This is a genomic window from uncultured Lutibacter sp. (assembly GCF_947495725.1).
Taxonomy (GTDB): domain Bacteria; phylum Bacteroidota; class Bacteroidia; order Flavobacteriales; family Flavobacteriaceae; genus Lutibacter.
The window spans coordinates 1-16,836 of record NZ_CANLZZ010000005.1 but is presented as its reverse complement, the minus strand read 5'-3'; the positions used below and the strand labels follow the sequence as shown (position 1 = coordinate 16,836).

Genomic DNA, 16,836 nt, shown 5'->3' with positions numbered 1-16,836 from the left:
AATATTTTTAAAGACTTAAACATTTATTTAAATAGTCTTATAAAAAATCACAAAAACTATATAAGTATAATGAGTTATGAATTTACTATAGTTGTGCCTGTTTTCAACGAAGAAGATAATCTGCAACGTGTTGAACAAGAACTTTCTAAATATCTTAAAATTGCAATTAAAAAGACTAAAATTCTTTTTGTAAATGACGGAAGCACAGATAAAAGTCAAGAATTAATTACTAAAATTTGCAAAAACAATCCAGATTTTAGTTTTATTAAATTTGAAGAAAATTGTGGTTTAAGTGCTGCAATCGCTGCTGGATTTGAAAATACAGACACAGAACTTGTTGGTTATATAGATTCGGACTTACAAACCGCTCCTGAAGATTTTAATTTATTACTAAAAGAAATTGGTGATTATGACTTAGTTACTGGAGTTAGAGCAAACAGAAAAGACTCTTTTGTTAAAAATATGTCTTCTACAATTGCAAATGGAATAAGACGAGCATTTACGCACGACGGAATGGACGATACAGGTTGTCCATTAAAAGTTATTAAAACTGAATATGCAAAAAAAATCCCTATGTTTAAAGGACTTCATAGGTTTTTACCTGCAATGATTTTATTGCAAAATGGTAGCATAAAGCAAATTCCTGTACAACATTTTCCACGTATAGCTGGTGAAGCAAAATATGGTTTATGGAACAGACTTTTAGGACCATTAATGGATTGCTTTGCATATTTATGGATGAAGAAAAAATATTTAAATTATAAAATTTCCCATAAAGGTTAATGAGTAACTGGCTCATATATACTATTGGATTTTTTGCTCAATTGCTTTTTTCTGGCAGACTTGTTTTACAATGGATATTATCGGAAAAAAGTAAAAAAGTATTAACTCCTTCCCTATTTTGGAAATTAAGTTTAATTGCTTCTTTTTTACTGTTTGTTTATGGTTACTTGCGGGAAGATTTTGCTATTATGTTAGGCCAAGCACTCACCTATTTTATATACATTAGAAATTTACAGCTGCAAGGCGAATGGAAAAAAGCACCAAAAATACTTAGATGGTTTTTATTAATATTCCCCATTTTATTGGTAATTTACTCGTACAATAATAATACCTATGATATTGATAAATTATTTAGAAATGATGCCATTCCATTATGGATGTTATTATTAGGTGTTGTTGCTCAAATAATATTCACTTTGAGGTTTGTATATCAGTGGATTTATTCTGAAAAAAACAAGGAATCATCATTACCATTTGGATTTTGGTTATTAAGTTTAATCGGTTCAATTTTGATTCTTATTTATGCCATTTTAAGAAAAGACCCTGTATTATTGGTTGGGCATTTAATGGGCTCTGTTATATATTTTAGAAATATTATTATTCTTAAAAAACAAGATTAACATCAATTTTCTATATTAAACAATGTTTTAAGGATTTAATTAGAAATATCATTTAATAAATTTATTATGATAGAAAAGATTGAAAAATATCCATTGGCTTCATTATCAATTACCATAATTTTAATGTTATTGGTTCATTTAAACATTCCAGAAATTACCATAATGGAAGCTCGAAACTTTATTACAGCAAGAGAAATGATTAACGATAATCATTGGTTGTTAACAACAATGAATGGAGAACCAAGGTATCAAAAACCACCTTTACCAACCTGGATTACGGCTATATCAGGAGTAATATTTGGGGTGAATAATTTGCACGCACTTAGGTTACCTGCAGCACTTATGGTACTTTTTATTGGTATTTTTAGTTATTATTTTTCACTAAAATTAAAACTCACAAAAAATCACAGTTTTAGAAATAGCTTAATTTTAGTAACATCATTTTATGTTTTTGCCATAATAAATGAAGCTCCTTGGGACATTTTTGCCCACGGATTTATGCTTGCCGGATTGTATTTTTTATTCCTGCTTTTAAAAGAACCCAAACCAACTTGGAAAAATGTAATAGCATCATCAGTTTTTATAGGTTTTTCCATAATGAGTAAAGGTCCTGTATCTTTATTTGCATTACTATTACCTTTTATTATTTCATACAGTATTGTTTATAAGTTTAAAAAAATAAAGTCTAAGTTTTTGCAATTGGTTACACTATTATTAACATCATTAATTGTTGGAGGCTGGTGGTTTTTATATGTTCGTTTAATTGATCCTGCAGCATTTTTAGAAATTGCTTCAAAAGAAACAGGTAATTGGAGTAGCTATAATGTTAAACCAATATATTATTATTGGAGCTTTTTTACGCAAACTGGATTATGGACAATTCCTGCTTTTATAAGCTTAATGTATCCCTATTTAATAAAACGTGTAGATAATAAAAAAGCATACCAATTTTCGTTTTGGTGGACAATTAGCGCTGTTATTTTACTATCACTAATTCCTGAAAAAAAGGCACGTTACTTAATGCCTGTGCTAATTCCATTAGCTTTAAATACAGGTTTTTACATTCAGTATCTAATAAAATCATTTTATAAATTAAAACTTAAAATTGATAAAATTCCTGTTTATTTTAACTTTGGTCTCATTGCAACAATAGGAATAAGTATCCCGTTTGCACTATTCTTTGTTTTAAATGATCGTTTTCAAAATCACATATCTAGCTTTATTTTAACCTCGGTATTTTCAATTGTAATAGGCGTTTTAATATTTATGTTTTTAATTAAAAAGAAATTTAAACATGTATTTTATTTAAACGTTTTGTTTATGGTTGGCTTGTTCCTTTTTGGATTGCCAATTTCTAAAGGTTTTAATAAAAATGAAGCCTACAATTCTATTAAAAAATTACATCAAATTGAATTTCAACATAAAATTACAACCTATAGCATTGGAGAAATTACTCCCGAATTACTTTGGGATTATAATGGACCATTAAAAAATATTTACAAAAACAAAGAGCTAAATATACCTTCTGAAGAACACTTTGGTCTATTAATAATGAATGAAAATATTAATGAAATTTTCGCTTTACTAGAACCAGAACACCATATAAAATTAACAGATACTTATAACCTAAATACAGGTTCAAAAAGTAAAGAACGCTTAATACGAAAGTTTTACATAGTATCAAAAAAATAGTACTTTTACCAAATGAAAACACTTACACAAACAGATAAAATTGCATACATATTTTTATTATTAGTATTTAGTTTAGGAATTTATTACGCAAATACAAACCTTCAATATTTTGATGAAGTTTACACTAAAGAAGATGGTTTTGCCGAATATGGAACTGCCTTATTATTATTTTGTTCGAGTATCTTATTATTTTATCGTTTTTTTAAATTACAAAAGTTTAAAAAATCACTTTGGAAAGTTGGGATTTTAGGATTAGCTGTAATATTTATGTTTGGTGCGGGAGAAGAAATTTCTTGGGGACAACGAATTTTTGAAGTTGAATCTTCTCAGTATTTTATTGAAAATAATGCACAAGGTGAAACCAATTTACATAATATGGTTGTTGATGGTAAAAAAATAAATAAAATAATTTTTAGCCAATTGTTAACCGTTGTTTTAGTTATTTACCTGTTAATTACTCCTTTGCTTTTTAGAAAAAGTCCTTTTATTAAAAATTTAGCCAATTCATTTGCAATTCCAATAGTACAGTGGCACCAAACAATTGCGTTTTTAATAAGCACTGCCCTACTTGTTTTTATGGGATCCAATAGAAAATGGGAATTGTATGAATTAGCCTTTGCAGTTATATTTTTCTTGATATTCTTAAATCCATTCAATAAGGAAATCTATAAGTCAAATTAAAATTTATAGGAAAAGTACATTCCTAATTTATTTTCTATAAATTGAGGAGCTAACACTATTTCTTTATTCTTTTTAAAAGGGTTAAAGCGTTTTAAAGGCTCAAAGTGGTAAACCAAATGGGTAACTAAAATACCTATTCCTGCACCTACAAGAACATCTGATATCCAATGTTTATTGTTAGCGATTCTAAAGCCTCCAGTTAACGTAGCAAATGCATAACCGCTATAAGCCAATCCTGGAGAACTATCCTTAAATTCATTAAATAAAACCGCAGCATTTGTAAATGCAATAGTTGTATGTCCGGAAGGAAATGCGTTTTCATCTCCACTTGGTCGTATTTTTTTGGTTAACACCTTTAATCTATTTGTAATTCCCGATGAAATTACATTAGAAATTAACATATACTTAGTTTGATCGAACCAATGATTTTTACTTTTAACTCCAATAATATCTGCAGCATACATTTCAACTATTGGTACTGCTAAAAGATAATCGTCAATGCTATTGGCATAGGAATTGCCAACTTTATTTCTAATATCAATTTGAAATTCTTTTTCAAAATTACTTTTGTTAAAAATTATACCTAAACCTATTAAAGATAAAGGCATTATACTTTTTTTTAAAACAGATTTAGAATTATCAATTTTTAGCGTATCAATACTTTTAGATTTTACTTGAAAAACCGTTAAAAAAATAACAAATATTAAAAGGAATGGTATATTCTTTGTCAAAATGCAGCAATAATAAATAATTCACTGCTCAATATACAAAAAATAGCTACTTTACAAACTTTTGTAAAAACAACTTTAATAAAAAATAAAATATACTTGCATAAAAGGCTCCAAAAAATAGACCTGTTAATACATCTGCAGGAAAATGAACTCCAATATATATTCTACTATAAGAAACCAAAAGTGCCCAAATAATTAATAAAAAAGGGAGCATTTTAAACTTGTTTTTGAATAAAAAACTAAAAAACACGGCAATTGCCATAGAGTTGGCAGCGTGTGCAGAAAAATACGAATACAAACCACCACATCGTTCTTTTACCAATCGAATTAGGTTTACAATATGTTCGTCGTGACAAGGTCTTAATCTTTTAAAACCATATTTAAATAAGTTGCTGGTTTGGTCTGAAATTGCAATTAAAACAACAATAAATAAAACAATAATTAGTGTTTTTTTTAATCCAAACTGCTTAAAAGTTAAATAAAGCAGCAATAAATATAATGGGATGGCGCTTAGCTTATTTGTTAAAAAAAGCCAAAAACCATCCCATTGTGTTGTACCTAAATTATTTAGGAAAATTAATAATTCAACGTCTTTATCAATAATTGATTCTATCATTGAACTTAATAATTTTATTTTTTATCAGTAATCTCTATAAGCTCTAATTCAAAAACCAAATCGGTATTTGGAGGAATTACGTCTCCTGCTCCTTGAACACCATATCCTAAATGTGAAGGAATAAAAAGTAATGCCTTATCGCCTACTTTCATTTGTTGTAATCCTTCTTTAAATCCTTGAATAAGTTTAGCTTCATTACTATAAACTGTTGGTATTGGCGCATAACCACCAGCAGATTCTTGACGATGATCGTACATTTCATATGTTTCAGCTAGCTCTTTCCAAGTTGTCCAAAATAACTTTCCATCTGAAAAATATCCAGCACAATCAACTTTTACATTTACTCCTGCTTTAGGGCTTTCACCATTTTTTGTTTCGGTAATTACATATTTTAAACCAGAAGGTAATTCTGTTGTTTTAGAAGCATAATTATCAAACTTCGCCTTGGTTTTAGCTATAACACTATTTAAACGTTCTTCTTTAGCTTTTTCTTCGGCCTCAATGTTATTGTAGTAAGTAGTAAATCTTTCGGCAGCATTAAACTTACGCGCAATTTTACCCACTTTAATAATTTCAAGTTTTTTTATGGTATCATTTTGCGCAATAGAATCTACTACCGACTGTCCTTTTATTACATTTCCAAAAACAGTATGTTTTCCATCCAACCAAGGAGTTTCTTTATGAGTTATAAAAAATTGACTTCCGTTAGTTTTAGGACCCGAATTTGCCATAGATAAAATACCAGGTTTGTCATGTTTTAGCAACAAGTTTCCTTTTTCGTCTTTTGGAAATTCATCAGTAAAATTATAACCCGGCCCACCAGATCCAGTTCCTAAAGGGTCTCCTCCTTGAATCATAAAATTTGGAATAACTCTATGAAATACTAAACCATTATAATACGGAGCACCTTTTTTATCGTCGCTCACAAGTTCATTTGTACCTTCTGCTAACGAAACAAAATTTGCAACCGTAATTGGTGTTTTTTCAAATTCAAGTTTTAATAAAATTGTTCCTTTATTTGTTATCATATCAGCATACATACCATCATCTAAATCTGCATATTTGGTAGGCTTACACGAAAAGAAACTTAAAGAAACTATTAAAATAACTAACTTTAAAAACTTCATAAAAATGTATTTATTTCGAACTACTATTTTAGTACTTCAATTAATTCAACTTCAAAAATAAGAGGCATAAATGGTTTAATAGCTCCTCCTGGACGTGGTGTTGCTCCATATGCTAATTCTTGTGGAATAAAGAATTTAAATTTTGAACCTACAGGCATTAATTGTAAACCTTCTGTCCATCCTTTTATAACTTGTCCTACTCCAAATGATGCTGGCTGACCTTTATCAACTGAACTATCAAAAACAGTACCGTCGATTAACGTACCGTGATAATGAACTTTTACACGTGAAGATGGTGTTGGTTTTTCTCCTTCTCCATTTTTTAGAATAATATATTGTAACCCACTTTCAGTTGTTACAACTCCTTCTTTAGTTTTGTTTTCTTCAAGAAATTTTTCACCTTCTTTTTTAACTTCTCCAAATTCTTCTTCAGCTTTTTTGGCTGCTGCTTCTTGTTGTTTAGCCATTTCTTCTTGTTGCTTTTTTTGGAAGAATTTACTAATTGTAGCATTTAATGCTGAAGGCTCAATCTTAATATTTGTTGAATCAATAGCATTATGTAAACCTTGTACAAACAAATCTACATCTACTTCTTCAAAATTTGCTTTAATTTTCATTCCCATATCCAAACCAATAGCGTAGCTAACTGAATCAATTTGATTTGTTAACGGTTTATTTGATACACCTTTGTTATTGCATGATGCTAACAATACAACAACTGCACAAACAACTAATACTTTAATTACTCTCATTTTTTTTATTTATTTTAATTAATTGAACTTTATATATTAATGGTTGATTTATTCCTATTTTTTTTTGATCGCCCAAATATCCAAAAACTTTATGAGATGGAAACAAAAAAGTTGCAATGTCTCCAACATTCATTAATTTTAATCCCTCTCTTAAGCCTTCAATAATTTCCTGTTTATCAACAATATAATTTCGAATTCCAATTTCCTCTTGGGTATATATAATATCATAGTTTAAATTATAAACTTCGAAGCTATATACTACTTCATCTTCATTTTTTGGAAAATAACTGGCTTCTGACTTATAATTAAACGTGTACCAAAAACCTAAATCGCTTGCAATATAAACATTTAAGCTATCTCGTTTAATTATTTTATTAAAATCGGATTCTTGTTGAGCTATTATTTTTTTATTGAGTGTAACGGACTGCTCAATTCCAGAAGAAGACTTTCTTAAAATAGGTCTTCTTGGCTCCACATTACAAGAAGCTACCAAAGAAAAAATAAGAAAGATAAAAAAACTATTCTTCATATGAATGTAAAAGCTCCGATTGGTAATCAGGCAATGTAGTTAAAAATTTTGCAACAGTTTCATCCAACGTTAAGTTTGATCTTCCACCTGCCGCATTGTCATGTCCTCCACCATCAAAATGATTTCTAGCAAACTTATTCACAGAAAATGTACCTTTAGATCTTAATGATATTTTCACAATAGATTGCTCCTTATCTTCAATGAAAATTGCTGCAAAAATTACCCCATCAACCGATAAGGCATAATTTACAACACCTTCCGTATCGCCTTTTTGATAATTAAACTCGTCTAATTCACTTTGGGATAGTGTAATATAAGCGGTATTCATATCCTTAATAACAACCATATTACTCAACGATTTCCCTAATAATTGCAATCTATCAAATGAATTGGTATCGTAAACATTGTTATGAATTTTAGCATTTTCTGCACCTTTATCAATTAAATCTGCAATAATTCTATGTGTTGTACTAGTTGTTGAGGCAAATCTAAACGAGCCTGTATCAGTCATAATACCTGTATACAAACTTGTTGCTATTTCTTTATTAATTTGCGAAACCGCATCTAATTTTTCTAAAAAATGATAAACCATTTGACACGTGGAACAAATTGAGGTGTCAGAAAACAAATATTTAGCTACATCATCTGGTTGTTGATGATGATCAATCATAATATAGGTTCCATTATAATTTTTTAGCGTATTTTCCATATCCGAACCAACTCTATGCAACGCATTAAAATCTAACAAAAATATTATTGAAGATTCTTCAATAGCTTTTTTTGCTTGTCTGTTTTGCATATCAAACTTTAAAGCTTGTTTAGAATTTGGTAACCATTTTAAAAAATCAGGATAATCATTTGGAGCAACAACAGTTGCTTCATGACCTAAATTAATTAAGAAATTGTACATAGCTAAACTTGCTCCCATAGCATCTCCATCTGGATTTCTATGCGGTACAATTACAATTTTTTTAGGACTCGATAGTAAATCTTTTATTTCCTTAATTTCTGTAATATTCATAAGTTGCAAATATACAACTTAATCAAATAAAACATTTCAAAAAGTAGGCTATCTTTATTAAAGTTTACTTAAAAAACCATAACTTTAAGTACTAAAATTTAACAATCATTTATATTTCTTTCATTTTATAATGAAAAAGCTATATTTGAAGCATTTAAAACCAAGTATAAAATGATAACAAACAGAACCTTTTCAATGATTAAACCCGATGCGGTTAAAAAGGGAGTTATTGGCCCAATTCTGGAAAAAATTAATGCTGCAGGATTTAAAATTGTAGCAATGAAAATGACCAGATTAACAAAAGCGGGAGCGAGCGCTTTTTATGAAATTCATCAAGATCGTCCTTTTTTTGGAGAGTTAGTCGATTTTATAACTAGCGGACCCATTGTTGCCGTAATTTTAGAAAAAGAAAACGCCGTTGAAGATTTTAGAGTATTAATTGGAGCTACAAACCCTAATGATGCTGCCGAGGGAACAATAAGAAAATTATATGCAGAATCTATTGGTAGTAATGCCATACACGGTTCGGATAGCAATGAAAATGCAGTAATTGAAAGTGCTTTTCATTTTTCTGGAAGAGAAGTTTTTTCGGGAGCATTTTTATAAAACTAAAAAATCCGTTTTTCAACGGATTTTTTTTTAGCTTAATATTATTTTCGAAATTAGATCTTCTCCAATTTCCTCATTCATCATTTTAATAATTTTGGCCTTTCCATAACTTAATTCTTCTCGCAATACAGAAGATTTTAAATTAACTATTAACGTTTTACCCTTCAGCTCAATGTTATTTGTATAAGAAACTACTCCTGGCCCCATTAATTTAGCCCACGCATCTTTAATTGATAATTGATGCATTCCTTTAGTGAGTTTATTTTCTTTAATAACATCTTTCATTAAATCACTTATTGAAAGAAATTCGTTAAGTCTTTTAGCCATTATAGTTTAATTATTTTATACGATTGGTTGGTGCTTTTCACCACTTCTTCCGTTCGTTCTTCGTGTGTATCACTTATAAATATTTGTCCAAAATTATCATTATTTACCAAAGTAACCAATTGTTCTACACGCGAATCATCTAACTTATCAAAAATATCATCTAACAATAAAATTGGTTTTACTTCAGATTGAGATTTAATAAAATCGAACTGCGCCAATTTCAAAGCAATAAGGTACGATTTTTGTTGTCCCTGAGATCCAAACTTTTTAACAGGATACCCGTTAATTTCAAAAATTAAATCATCCTTATGCACCCCGGCACTTGTATATTGTAAAACACGATCTTTTTCTAAACTTTGCTCAAATAATTCTAACAAACTAGCCTCTTTTAACTGTGTTTTATAAACTAAGTTCACCTCTTCTTTGCTATTGGAAATAGAAGCATATCTTTTTTTAAATATTGGAATAAAAGCTTCTAAAAAAATGGAACGTTGCTTAAAAATAATATCGCCATAAATTTGTAACTGCTCATTATACACATTTAAATTTAGAGCATCAAAAGTTCTATTTGCTGCAAAATATTTTAATAATGAATTACGTTGCGCTAATACTTTGTTATAATTTAAAATAGCTTGTAAATAACTTTTATTAGATTGTGAAATAACACCATCAATAAATTTACGTCTAGTATCGCTACCTTCTATAATTAAATCCCTATCGGCAGGAGAAATAATTACCAGTGGTAAATAACCGATATGATCGGAGAATTTTTCATAAGCCTTACCATTTCTTTTTAAAACTTTTTTATTTCCACGTTTTAAACTACAAACAACGGTATCCGTTTTTTCCTCTATTTTATATTCACCTTGAATCATAAAAAAGTCTTGGTGATGCTTTATGTTTTGCACAGCAACCGAATTAAAGTAACTTTTTGTAAAAGACAAATAATAAATAGCATCCAAAACATTGGTTTTCCCAACGCCATTATCACCAACAAAACAATTTATTTTAGACTCAAAATCAAAGCTTTGCGATTCAAAATTTTTAAAATTTACTAATGTAATTTTTTGTAAATGCATCTATTTTTTTTCAATCCATAAAATTATTCAAAATAAATGAAAATTTAGGTACAAATGCATTTTTACTTTCCAATTAAAAATTCTATTTTTGCGCCTACAAATTTTACAACAAATGGCGACATATAAAAAGAAAGGGAGTAAAGTAAAAAAAACTCAAAATTCTATAGAAACTAATTCTACAACTGCTGAAGTATTTAACACCTTAGATGAAACTGCTTCAAAATCGGAACAATTTGTAATTAAAAATCAAAAAACGATTTTTATTATTTTAGGTTTAGTAGTTGCAATTATCTTAGGTTACTTAGCATATCAAAAATTTGTTAAGGCTCCAAACGAAAAAGTTGCTGCAGATGAATTAGCATACCCAAAAGCATATTTTGAAGATGCAATGAGGGGAACTGTTGCTGTAGATTCATTATTAACTTTAGGGTTAAATGGAAACGACGGAAAATATGGTTTTATTGACATTGCAAGTGAATTTAGCGGAACAAAAGCTGGAAACTTAGCTAATTATTACGCTGGTATTTCTTACCTAAAGTTAAAAAACTATAAAGAAGCTATTGATTATTTAGAAGATTTTTCTTCGGAAGATGAATTATTAGGTCCAACTGCTAAAGGAGCTATTGGAGATGCTTTTGCAGATATAGACCAACCAAAAGACGCTTTAGATTATTATTTAAAAGCTGCAAATTTAAGAGATAACAATTTTTCAACACCTTTATATTTATTTAAGGCTGCAAATACAGCTATGGAATTGGAAGATTACGGAAAGGCTTTAGACCTATTTAATAAAATTAAAAATGAATATCCAAACGCTAATGAAGCTAAAAATATAGATATCTATATTCATAAAGCTGCGTTTGCATCAAAAAACTAAGTTGTAATGGCAACAACTAATTTATCTTATTACGATAAAGCAACAATCCCAAATGCGAAAAAATTTCGATTTGGGATTGTTGTTTCTGAGTGGAATCCAGACATAACACATAACCTTTATTTAGGGGCTAAAGAAGCTTTTATTGAAAACGGAGTACTTTCTGAAAACATTATAAAGTGGGATGTACCTGGAAGTTTTGAGCTTATTTACGGCTGTAAAAAAATGATTGAAACTCAAAAAGTAGATGCCATTATTGCTATTGGAAATGTTATTCAAGGAGAAACTAAACATTTCGATTTTGTATGCGATGGTGTTACTCAAGGTATCAAAGACTTAAACGTTAAGTACGATGTACCAGTTATATTTTGTGTTTTAACCGACAACAATAAGCAACAATCTTTAGAACGTTCTGGAGGAATACACGGAAACAAAGGTATAGAAAGTGCAGTTGCAGCTATAAAAATGGCAGCTTTAAGAGAGTTTTAACACCCTCCTTTTCCAAAAAACTTGACCATCACTTTATAATTCAGTATTTTTGATAATTACTGTATAATTTTATTTTATGTTTGGTAAATTATTTAAACCTCGCTCGCATTATGTGTTTGATTATAAACCTCGTTACTATGACGAGCGTAAAGAACGTTTGCAAAATTTAGAGGAAAAATATCATGGAAATGAAAACGAAGGTGATGATGCTCCCAGAATAACTTTATCAAAAAACAATCTTAAAAACGATTGGGTTAAAAATAAAAGAAGTGCTACTGACAAAGCTACAAACCTTAGATTGGCTATTATAATTGCCATTTTGGTTGGAATAGTAGCCTATATTTTTGAACTCCATAAATTATTTTAATGTCAGACATTATTCAGCTACTTCCTGATCATGTTGCAAATCAAATTGCCGCCGGAGAGGTTGTTCAAAGGCCTGCTTCTGTGGTTAAAGAATTACTTGAAAACGCAATTGACGCAAATGCCACTTCTATTAAATTAATTATTAAAGATGCTGGAAAAACATTAATTCAGGTAATTGATAATGGAAAAGGAATGAGTCGTACAGATGCTCGCTTAAGTTTTGAACGTCACGCCACTTCTAAAATAAAGCAAGCCGAAGATTTATTTAATTTACAAACAAAAGGTTTTAGAGGTGAAGCCTTGGCATCTATTGCAGCAATTGCTCACGTAGATTTAAAAACTAAACAAGACAACGCTGAGTTAGGAACTTTTATAAAAATAGAAGGTAGTAAAATTATTTCTCAAGAAAATATTGGAACAACAACTGGAACTTCAATTGCTGTAAAAAATTTATTTTATAATATTCCTGCTCGAAGGAATTTTTTAAAATCGAACACCATTGAAACACGCCACATAGTTAATGAATTTCAACGTGTTGCATTGGCACATCCAAGTATTGCATTTTCTTTTTACCATAATGAAAATGAAATTTACAACTTACTATCGAGCAATTTACGTAAAAGAATAGTTGCCATTTTAGGCAAAAAAACCAATGAAAAATTAGTTCCAATAAAAGAAGCTACAGATATAGTTGAAATTACTGGTTATGTAGCTAAACCAGAATTTGCTAAGAAAAAAAGAGGAGAACAATTCTTTTTTGTAAATGACAGGTTTATAAAAAATGCATATTTAAATCACGCTGTAACCAGTGCCTTTGAAAGTTTACTATCAGGTGGTTATTATCCAACTTATTTTTTATATTTAAAAGTTCCAGCTAAAAGTATAGATATAAACATTCATCCAACAAAAACAGAAATTAAGTTTGAAGATGAAAAAACATTGTATGCTATTTTACGATCAACCGTAAAACACAGCTTAGGACAATATAATGTTGCTCCTGTTTTAGATTTTGAAAGAAGCGCTTCTTTTGATACTCCTTACGAGTTTAAGGACAAAAAAACTGCTACTCCAAAAATAAGCGTAGACCAAAATTACAATCCTTTTAAATCTGAAAATCAAAAATCAAGTGGTTTTCATTTTAAAAAAGAAAATAATGCCCAATGGGAAAGTTTATACACAGGAATAGACGTTGATAATATTGAAGTAAAATCTGAAACAGTAATTTCTTCAATGTTTTCAGAGGAAAAACAAAATAGTAAAACCTATCAAATACACAATAAATATATAGTTAGTAGTATTAAATCTGGTATTGTTTATATCAATCAAAATTTGGCACATCAACGTATTTTATACGAAGAGTATTTAGAAAACATTACGGTTAAAGAAGCAATGAGTCAGCAATTATTATTTCCTTTGGAAATAACGTTCAATAAATCTGATATTAATTTAATTAAAGAAATTAAAGAAGATTTAGAAAATGTTGGTTTTTTATTTGATAAAATATTAGATGATACTATTATTGTAAAAGGAATGCCGGTAACTATTATTGAAAGTCAAATAACATTAATAATAGAACAATTATTAGAAGATATAAAAAACGATATTCCAGATACTAGCTTTAGTCAATTAGATATTATGGCTAAAAGTTTAGCAAAAAGTTTGGCTATTAAAACCGGAAGTAAATTAAATTTAAAGGAACAAGAAGAGTTGGTTAACAAACTATTTTCTTGTAAACAACCCGATTTATCTCCTTTTGGAAAATTAACTTTTGTAACAATTAATATTGATGAAATTGATAAAAAGTTTAACAATTAAATCTTGTTAAGTAACTAAAAATTATGGGAAGAATTACTGAAGCTGTAAAGCACCTAATTATAATAAATGTAATATTATTTATTGCCCCGCAATTAATGCAAGGTATTGATTTGCAAAGTATGTTTGCACTTTATTTTCCTCAAAATGAAAAATTTGGATTTTGGCAATTTGCAACACATATGTTTATGCATGGTGGCTTTTCACATATTTTATTTAATATGTATGGTTTATGGGCTTTTGGTACGCCATTAGAACAAATGTGGGGGAAAAATAAGTTTCTCTTTTTTTACCTATCATCTGGTTTAGGAGCGGGTATTATATATACACTTGTAAATTATTATCAATTTAACGGAGTTTACGATCAACTAATTGGTATTGGTTTATCTGCCAACGATATTCAAAATATATTAACTACGGGAAGTTATAACGATCGAATTTTAGAAACAATTTCTAGCACCCAACTTAACGAATTTTATGCAACTTACCATACACCAGCTGTTGGAGCCTCTGGTGCTATTTATGGAATTTTAGTAGCCTTTGGTTTAAGTTTCCCAAATGCCAAATTAGCACTGATATTTTTACCTGTTCCAATTGCTGCAAAGTATTTTATTCCAGCTATTATTGTAGGTGATTTATTTTTTGGAATGACAAAATACTCTATAGGTAATGTTGCCCATTTTGCACACGTTGGTGGTGCTTTAATTGGCTTTTTAATAGCCTGGTACTGGAAACAAAATCAATTTAAACGCTGGAACTAATTGTGAATTTTATAGATGACATAAAAAGAGCTTATTACAATGCCAATATTGTTGAACGAATAATTTACTTAAATGTTTTATTATTTTTAATAACAGTACTATTTACATCGTTTACAATAAATTGGCTTGCCTTACCAACTAGTTTAGATAGTTTTATTTATAAACCTTGGACCCTAATTTCCTATTCATTTATTCACCAAAGGTTATTTCATGTGTTATCTAATTTAATGGTGTTGTACTACATTGGAAATTTGTTTTTAAATTTTTATACCAAAAAACAATTTCTAAACTTTTACTTTTTAGGAGCCATATTTGGAGCATTTATCTTTTTACTATACTATTATTTAACTGAAAAAACGGGTACTCCGTTAGGTGGCGCTTCAGCAGCTGTAACAACTATATTTGTTGCTATTGCCACTAAAATACCACGCTATTCATTACAATTACGATTTATAGGAAGTGTTGAATTATGGGTATTGGCTGCTATTTGGGTTTCTTTAAGTATATTGCAATTAGCAAATCCTAATAATGGAGGAGCAATTGCGCATATTAGTGGAGCCGTATTTGGTTTTGTATATGCACAACAATTACAAAAAGGAAATGATATTGGAAAATGGTTCGAGACTATTGTTGATTATTTTGCTAACCTATTTAAACCTAGTAAAAAATCTCCTTTAAAAACAGTTTACAAATCGAAAAAAAATACATCGGTAAATAATGCATCCTTACCAAAACAGAAAAAAATAGATTTAATTCTGGATAAAATTAGTAAATCGGGATATGAAAGTTTAACCAAAGAAGAAAAAGAATTTTTATTTAGGGCTGGAAAAAAGTAATACATGAAAAAATTATCATTATTAGATAAATTATTATTTGTTGTTAATTCTATTTTAGCAGCTACCTTACTTGTTTCCTTTTTAACCAATTTTATATCTCCTAACACCTATTCTATCTTTTCCTTTTTAAGTTTGGGTGTTCCATTTTTAATTATTATCAATATTGTTTTTGTAATTTATTGGATTTTAAAATTAAAAAAACAGTTTTTACTTTCCTTATTTGTACTGCTACTTGGCTTTCAAAATATTTCAAAATTTTACGGTATATCTGAAAAGAAAATCCTGTTAAATGATGATTTAAAAATTATGAGTTATAATGTGAGAATGTTTAACTTGTACAATTGGATTGATGAAGAACAAATAGATCAGAAAATATATACTTTTATTAAAGATAAATCGCCGGATATACTATGTATTCAAGAGTTTCACCCTTCAAAAAAACTCGATATTAAATATCCTTATAAACATGTTAAAATTAGGGTAAATCAGAACAATTTTGGACATGCTATTTTCTCAAAACATAAAATTATTAATTCAGGTTCCCTTAATTTTTCTAATAGTAGTAACAATGCAATTTTTGCCGATATTATAAAAGGAAATGATACACTTAGAGTTTATAATGTACATTTAGAATCTTTAAAAATTAATCCAAAAGAAGAAACCCTTAGTCAAGAAAATTCTGAAAAATTAAAAATAAGAGTTGAAAATGCTTTTAAAAAACAAGCAAATCAGGCATCTCTAATTTTACAACATCAAGAAAAAACCAAGTTAAAAACAGTTATTTGCGGCGATTTTAACAACAATGCATTTTCTTGGGTGTATCATAAATTAAAATCGAATAAAAATGACGCTTTTGTTGAAGCCGGAAAAGGCTTTGGAAATACTTTCGATTATAGGTTCCCTTTTCGAATTGACTTTATTTTAACGGATGAAAATCTTAAGGTTAATAACTACAAAACTTATAATATAAAATACTCGGACCATTTCCCTATAATGGCAAGAATAGGGTTTTAAACCTTTATTTTCTAACGTCAGTTCGAGTGATTTACGGAGTGCAACGTAGAAAATTGTATTGAGAACATTTTCTGTTACATGACTTCTCGATACACTTCTCTCAAACTCGAAGCACTC

The 16,836-nt window shown here is 29.0% G+C and carries 20 protein-coding genes; 12 read left to right on the top strand and 8 right to left on the bottom strand.

The window, feature by feature from the left end:
• Positions 1–69 precede the first annotated feature (69 nt).
• From Q0776_RS12100 to Q0776_RS12085, 4 genes are all read left to right on the top strand, one after another.
• The gene (locus Q0776_RS12100) at positions 70–783 is read left to right on the top strand and encodes a glycosyltransferase family 2 protein (RefSeq protein WP_298368601.1); all 714 of its coding nucleotides are present in this window, start codon (positions 70–72) and stop codon (positions 781–783) included.
• Positions 783–1,403 carry a lipid-A-disaccharide synthase N-terminal domain-containing protein gene (locus tag Q0776_RS12095; RefSeq protein WP_298368599.1) on the top strand — a complete coding sequence of 207 codons (621 nt, stop codon included), beginning with the start codon at positions 783–785 and terminating at the stop codon, positions 1,401–1,403. The genes Q0776_RS12100 and Q0776_RS12095 overlap by 1 nt, the downstream gene beginning before the upstream one ends.
• A 66-nt stretch (positions 1,404–1,469) precedes the next feature.
• Positions 1,470–3,095, top strand: a complete 1,626-nt coding sequence (locus Q0776_RS12090) for a glycosyltransferase family 39 protein (protein WP_298368598.1) — start codon at positions 1,470–1,472, stop codon at positions 3,093–3,095.
• A gap of 12 nt (positions 3,096–3,107) precedes the next feature.
• The gene (locus Q0776_RS12085; protein ID WP_298368596.1) at positions 3,108–3,776 is read left to right on the top strand and encodes a hypothetical protein; all 669 of its coding nucleotides are present in this window, start codon (positions 3,108–3,110) and stop codon (positions 3,774–3,776) included.
• Here the strand turns inward: Q0776_RS12085 and Q0776_RS12080 are convergent.
• The 6 genes from Q0776_RS12080 to Q0776_RS12055 all read right to left on the bottom strand — a co-directional run bounded on the left by Q0776_RS12080 (position 3,773) and on the right by Q0776_RS12055 (position 8,552).
• The gene (locus Q0776_RS12080; protein WP_298368594.1) at positions 3,773–4,384 is read right to left on the bottom strand and encodes a phosphatase PAP2 family protein; all 612 of its coding nucleotides are present in this window, start codon (positions 4,382–4,384) and stop codon (positions 3,773–3,775) included. The two genes, Q0776_RS12085 and Q0776_RS12080, sit on opposite strands and share 4 nt — an antisense overlap.
• Positions 4,385–4,553: 169 nt before the next feature.
• The gene (locus Q0776_RS12075; RefSeq protein WP_298368592.1) at positions 4,554–5,123 is read right to left on the bottom strand and encodes a phosphatase PAP2 family protein; all 570 of its coding nucleotides are present in this window, start codon (positions 5,121–5,123) and stop codon (positions 4,554–4,556) included.
• 14 nt (positions 5,124–5,137) lie between these two features.
• A complete protein-coding gene (locus Q0776_RS12070) occupies positions 5,138–6,250 on the bottom strand; it encodes a peptidylprolyl isomerase (protein ID WP_298368590.1) in 1,113 nt (370 codons plus the stop codon).
• A gap of 23 nt (positions 6,251–6,273) precedes the next feature.
• Complete coding sequence (locus tag Q0776_RS12065; protein ID WP_298368588.1) at positions 6,274–7,002, bottom strand: FKBP-type peptidyl-prolyl cis-trans isomerase; 729 nt, start codon at positions 7,000–7,002, stop codon at positions 6,274–6,276.
• On the bottom strand, positions 6,989–7,531 hold the full coding sequence (gene gldI, locus Q0776_RS12060) for a gliding motility-associated peptidyl-prolyl isomerase GldI (RefSeq protein WP_298368587.1): 543 nt from the start codon (positions 7,529–7,531) through the stop codon (positions 6,989–6,991). The genes Q0776_RS12065 and gldI overlap by 14 nt, the downstream gene beginning before the upstream one ends.
• The gene (locus tag Q0776_RS12055) at positions 7,521–8,552 is read right to left on the bottom strand and encodes a bifunctional oligoribonuclease/PAP phosphatase NrnA (protein WP_298368585.1); all 1,032 of its coding nucleotides are present in this window, start codon (positions 8,550–8,552) and stop codon (positions 7,521–7,523) included. Before Q0776_RS12055 ends, gldI begins: the two co-directional genes overlap by 11 nt.
• 171 nt (positions 8,553–8,723) lie before the next feature.
• Here Q0776_RS12055 and Q0776_RS12050 point away from each other — a divergent pair, with 171 nt between their 5' ends.
• Complete coding sequence (locus tag Q0776_RS12050) at positions 8,724–9,158, top strand: nucleoside-diphosphate kinase (protein WP_298368582.1); 435 nt, start codon at positions 8,724–8,726, stop codon at positions 9,156–9,158.
• Between the two features lie 33 nt (positions 9,159–9,191).
• On the opposite strand, the gene Q0776_RS12045 is transcribed toward Q0776_RS12050, so the two are convergent.
• Positions 9,192–9,488 carry a DUF721 domain-containing protein gene (locus Q0776_RS12045; protein ID WP_298368580.1) on the bottom strand — a complete coding sequence of 99 codons (297 nt, stop codon included), beginning with the start codon at positions 9,486–9,488 and terminating at the stop codon, positions 9,192–9,194.
• Positions 9,488–10,567, bottom strand: a complete 1,080-nt coding sequence (gene recF, locus Q0776_RS12040; protein ID WP_298368578.1) for a DNA replication and repair protein RecF — start codon at positions 10,565–10,567, stop codon at positions 9,488–9,490. Before recF ends, Q0776_RS12045 begins: the two co-directional genes overlap by 1 nt.
• A gap of 112 nt (positions 10,568–10,679) precedes the next feature.
• Between recF and Q0776_RS12035 the strand changes: the two genes are divergently transcribed.
• From Q0776_RS12035 to Q0776_RS12005, 7 genes are all read left to right on the top strand, one after another.
• Positions 10,680–11,444 (top strand): tetratricopeptide repeat protein, encoded by a 765-nt coding sequence (locus tag Q0776_RS12035; RefSeq protein WP_298368577.1) that lies wholly within the window; start codon positions 10,680–10,682, stop codon positions 11,442–11,444.
• A 6-nt stretch (positions 11,445–11,450) separates the two neighbouring features.
• The gene (gene ribH / locus Q0776_RS12030) at positions 11,451–11,930 is read left to right on the top strand and encodes a 6,7-dimethyl-8-ribityllumazine synthase (protein WP_298368575.1); all 480 of its coding nucleotides are present in this window, start codon (positions 11,451–11,453) and stop codon (positions 11,928–11,930) included.
• 76 nt (positions 11,931–12,006) lie between these two features.
• The gene (locus Q0776_RS12025; RefSeq protein WP_298368573.1) at positions 12,007–12,297 is read left to right on the top strand and encodes a hypothetical protein; all 291 of its coding nucleotides are present in this window, start codon (positions 12,007–12,009) and stop codon (positions 12,295–12,297) included.
• Positions 12,297–14,111, top strand: a complete 1,815-nt coding sequence (gene mutL / locus Q0776_RS12020) for a DNA mismatch repair endonuclease MutL (RefSeq protein ID WP_298368570.1) — start codon at positions 12,297–12,299, stop codon at positions 14,109–14,111. The genes Q0776_RS12025 and mutL overlap by 1 nt, the downstream gene beginning before the upstream one ends.
• A 23-nt stretch (positions 14,112–14,134) precedes the next feature.
• On the top strand, positions 14,135–14,869 hold the full coding sequence (locus tag Q0776_RS12015) for a rhomboid family intramembrane serine protease (RefSeq protein ID WP_298368567.1): 735 nt from the start codon (positions 14,135–14,137) through the stop codon (positions 14,867–14,869).
• A gap of 2 nt (positions 14,870–14,871) precedes the next feature.
• A complete protein-coding gene (locus Q0776_RS12010; RefSeq protein WP_298368565.1) occupies positions 14,872–15,705 on the top strand; it encodes a rhomboid family intramembrane serine protease in 834 nt (277 codons plus the stop codon).
• A gap of 3 nt (positions 15,706–15,708) precedes the next feature.
• Complete coding sequence (locus tag Q0776_RS12005) at positions 15,709–16,719, top strand: endonuclease/exonuclease/phosphatase family protein (protein ID WP_298368564.1); 1,011 nt, start codon at positions 15,709–15,711, stop codon at positions 16,717–16,719.
• Positions 16,720–16,836: the final 117 nt, after the last annotated feature.

Excerpts from the sequence above, each read along its gene's own strand:
- Q0776_RS12045 (WP_298368580.1), bottom strand. The coding sequence starts at position 9,488 with ATGGCTAAAAGACTTAACGAATTTCTTTCAATAAGTGATTTAATGAAA.
- gldI (WP_298368587.1), bottom strand. The coding sequence starts at position 7,531 with ATGAAGAATAGTTTTTTTATCTTTCTTATTTTTTCTTTGGTAGCTTCT.
- Q0776_RS12065 (WP_298368588.1), bottom strand. The coding sequence starts at position 7,002 with ATGAGAGTAATTAAAGTATTAGTTGTTTGTGCAGTTGTTGTATTGTTA.
- Q0776_RS12005 (WP_298368564.1), top strand. The coding sequence starts at position 15,709 with ATGAAAAAATTATCATTATTAGATAAATTATTATTTGTTGTTAATTCT.
- Q0776_RS12095 (WP_298368599.1), top strand. The coding sequence starts at position 783 with ATGAGTAACTGGCTCATATATACTATTGGATTTTTTGCTCAATTGCTT.
- Q0776_RS12035 (WP_298368577.1), top strand. The coding sequence starts at position 10,680 with ATGGCGACATATAAAAAGAAAGGGAGTAAAGTAAAAAAAACTCAAAAT.
- recF (WP_298368578.1), bottom strand. The coding sequence starts at position 10,567 with ATGCATTTACAAAAAATTACATTAGTAAATTTTAAAAATTTTGAATCG.
- Q0776_RS12025 (WP_298368573.1), top strand. The coding sequence starts at position 12,007 with ATGTTTGGTAAATTATTTAAACCTCGCTCGCATTATGTGTTTGATTAT.
- Q0776_RS12055 (WP_298368585.1), bottom strand. The coding sequence starts at position 8,552 with ATGAATATTACAGAAATTAAGGAAATAAAAGATTTACTATCGAGTCCT.
- Q0776_RS12100 (WP_298368601.1), top strand. The coding sequence starts at position 70 with ATGAGTTATGAATTTACTATAGTTGTGCCTGTTTTCAACGAAGAAGAT.
- Q0776_RS12090 (WP_298368598.1), top strand. The coding sequence starts at position 1,470 with ATGATAGAAAAGATTGAAAAATATCCATTGGCTTCATTATCAATTACC.
- Q0776_RS12015 (WP_298368567.1), top strand. The coding sequence starts at position 14,135 with ATGGGAAGAATTACTGAAGCTGTAAAGCACCTAATTATAATAAATGTA.
- Q0776_RS12050 (WP_298368582.1), top strand. The coding sequence starts at position 8,724 with ATGATAACAAACAGAACCTTTTCAATGATTAAACCCGATGCGGTTAAA.
- Q0776_RS12075 (WP_298368592.1), bottom strand. The coding sequence starts at position 5,123 with ATGATAGAATCAATTATTGATAAAGACGTTGAATTATTAATTTTCCTA.
- ribH (WP_298368575.1), top strand. The coding sequence starts at position 11,451 with ATGGCAACAACTAATTTATCTTATTACGATAAAGCAACAATCCCAAAT.
- mutL (WP_298368570.1), top strand. The coding sequence starts at position 12,297 with ATGTCAGACATTATTCAGCTACTTCCTGATCATGTTGCAAATCAAATT.
- Q0776_RS12070 (WP_298368590.1), bottom strand. The coding sequence starts at position 6,250 with ATGAAGTTTTTAAAGTTAGTTATTTTAATAGTTTCTTTAAGTTTCTTT.
- Q0776_RS12080 (WP_298368594.1), bottom strand. The coding sequence starts at position 4,384 with ATGCCTTTATCTTTAATAGGTTTAGGTATAATTTTTAACAAAAGTAAT.
- Q0776_RS12085 (WP_298368596.1), top strand. The coding sequence starts at position 3,108 with ATGAAAACACTTACACAAACAGATAAAATTGCATACATATTTTTATTA.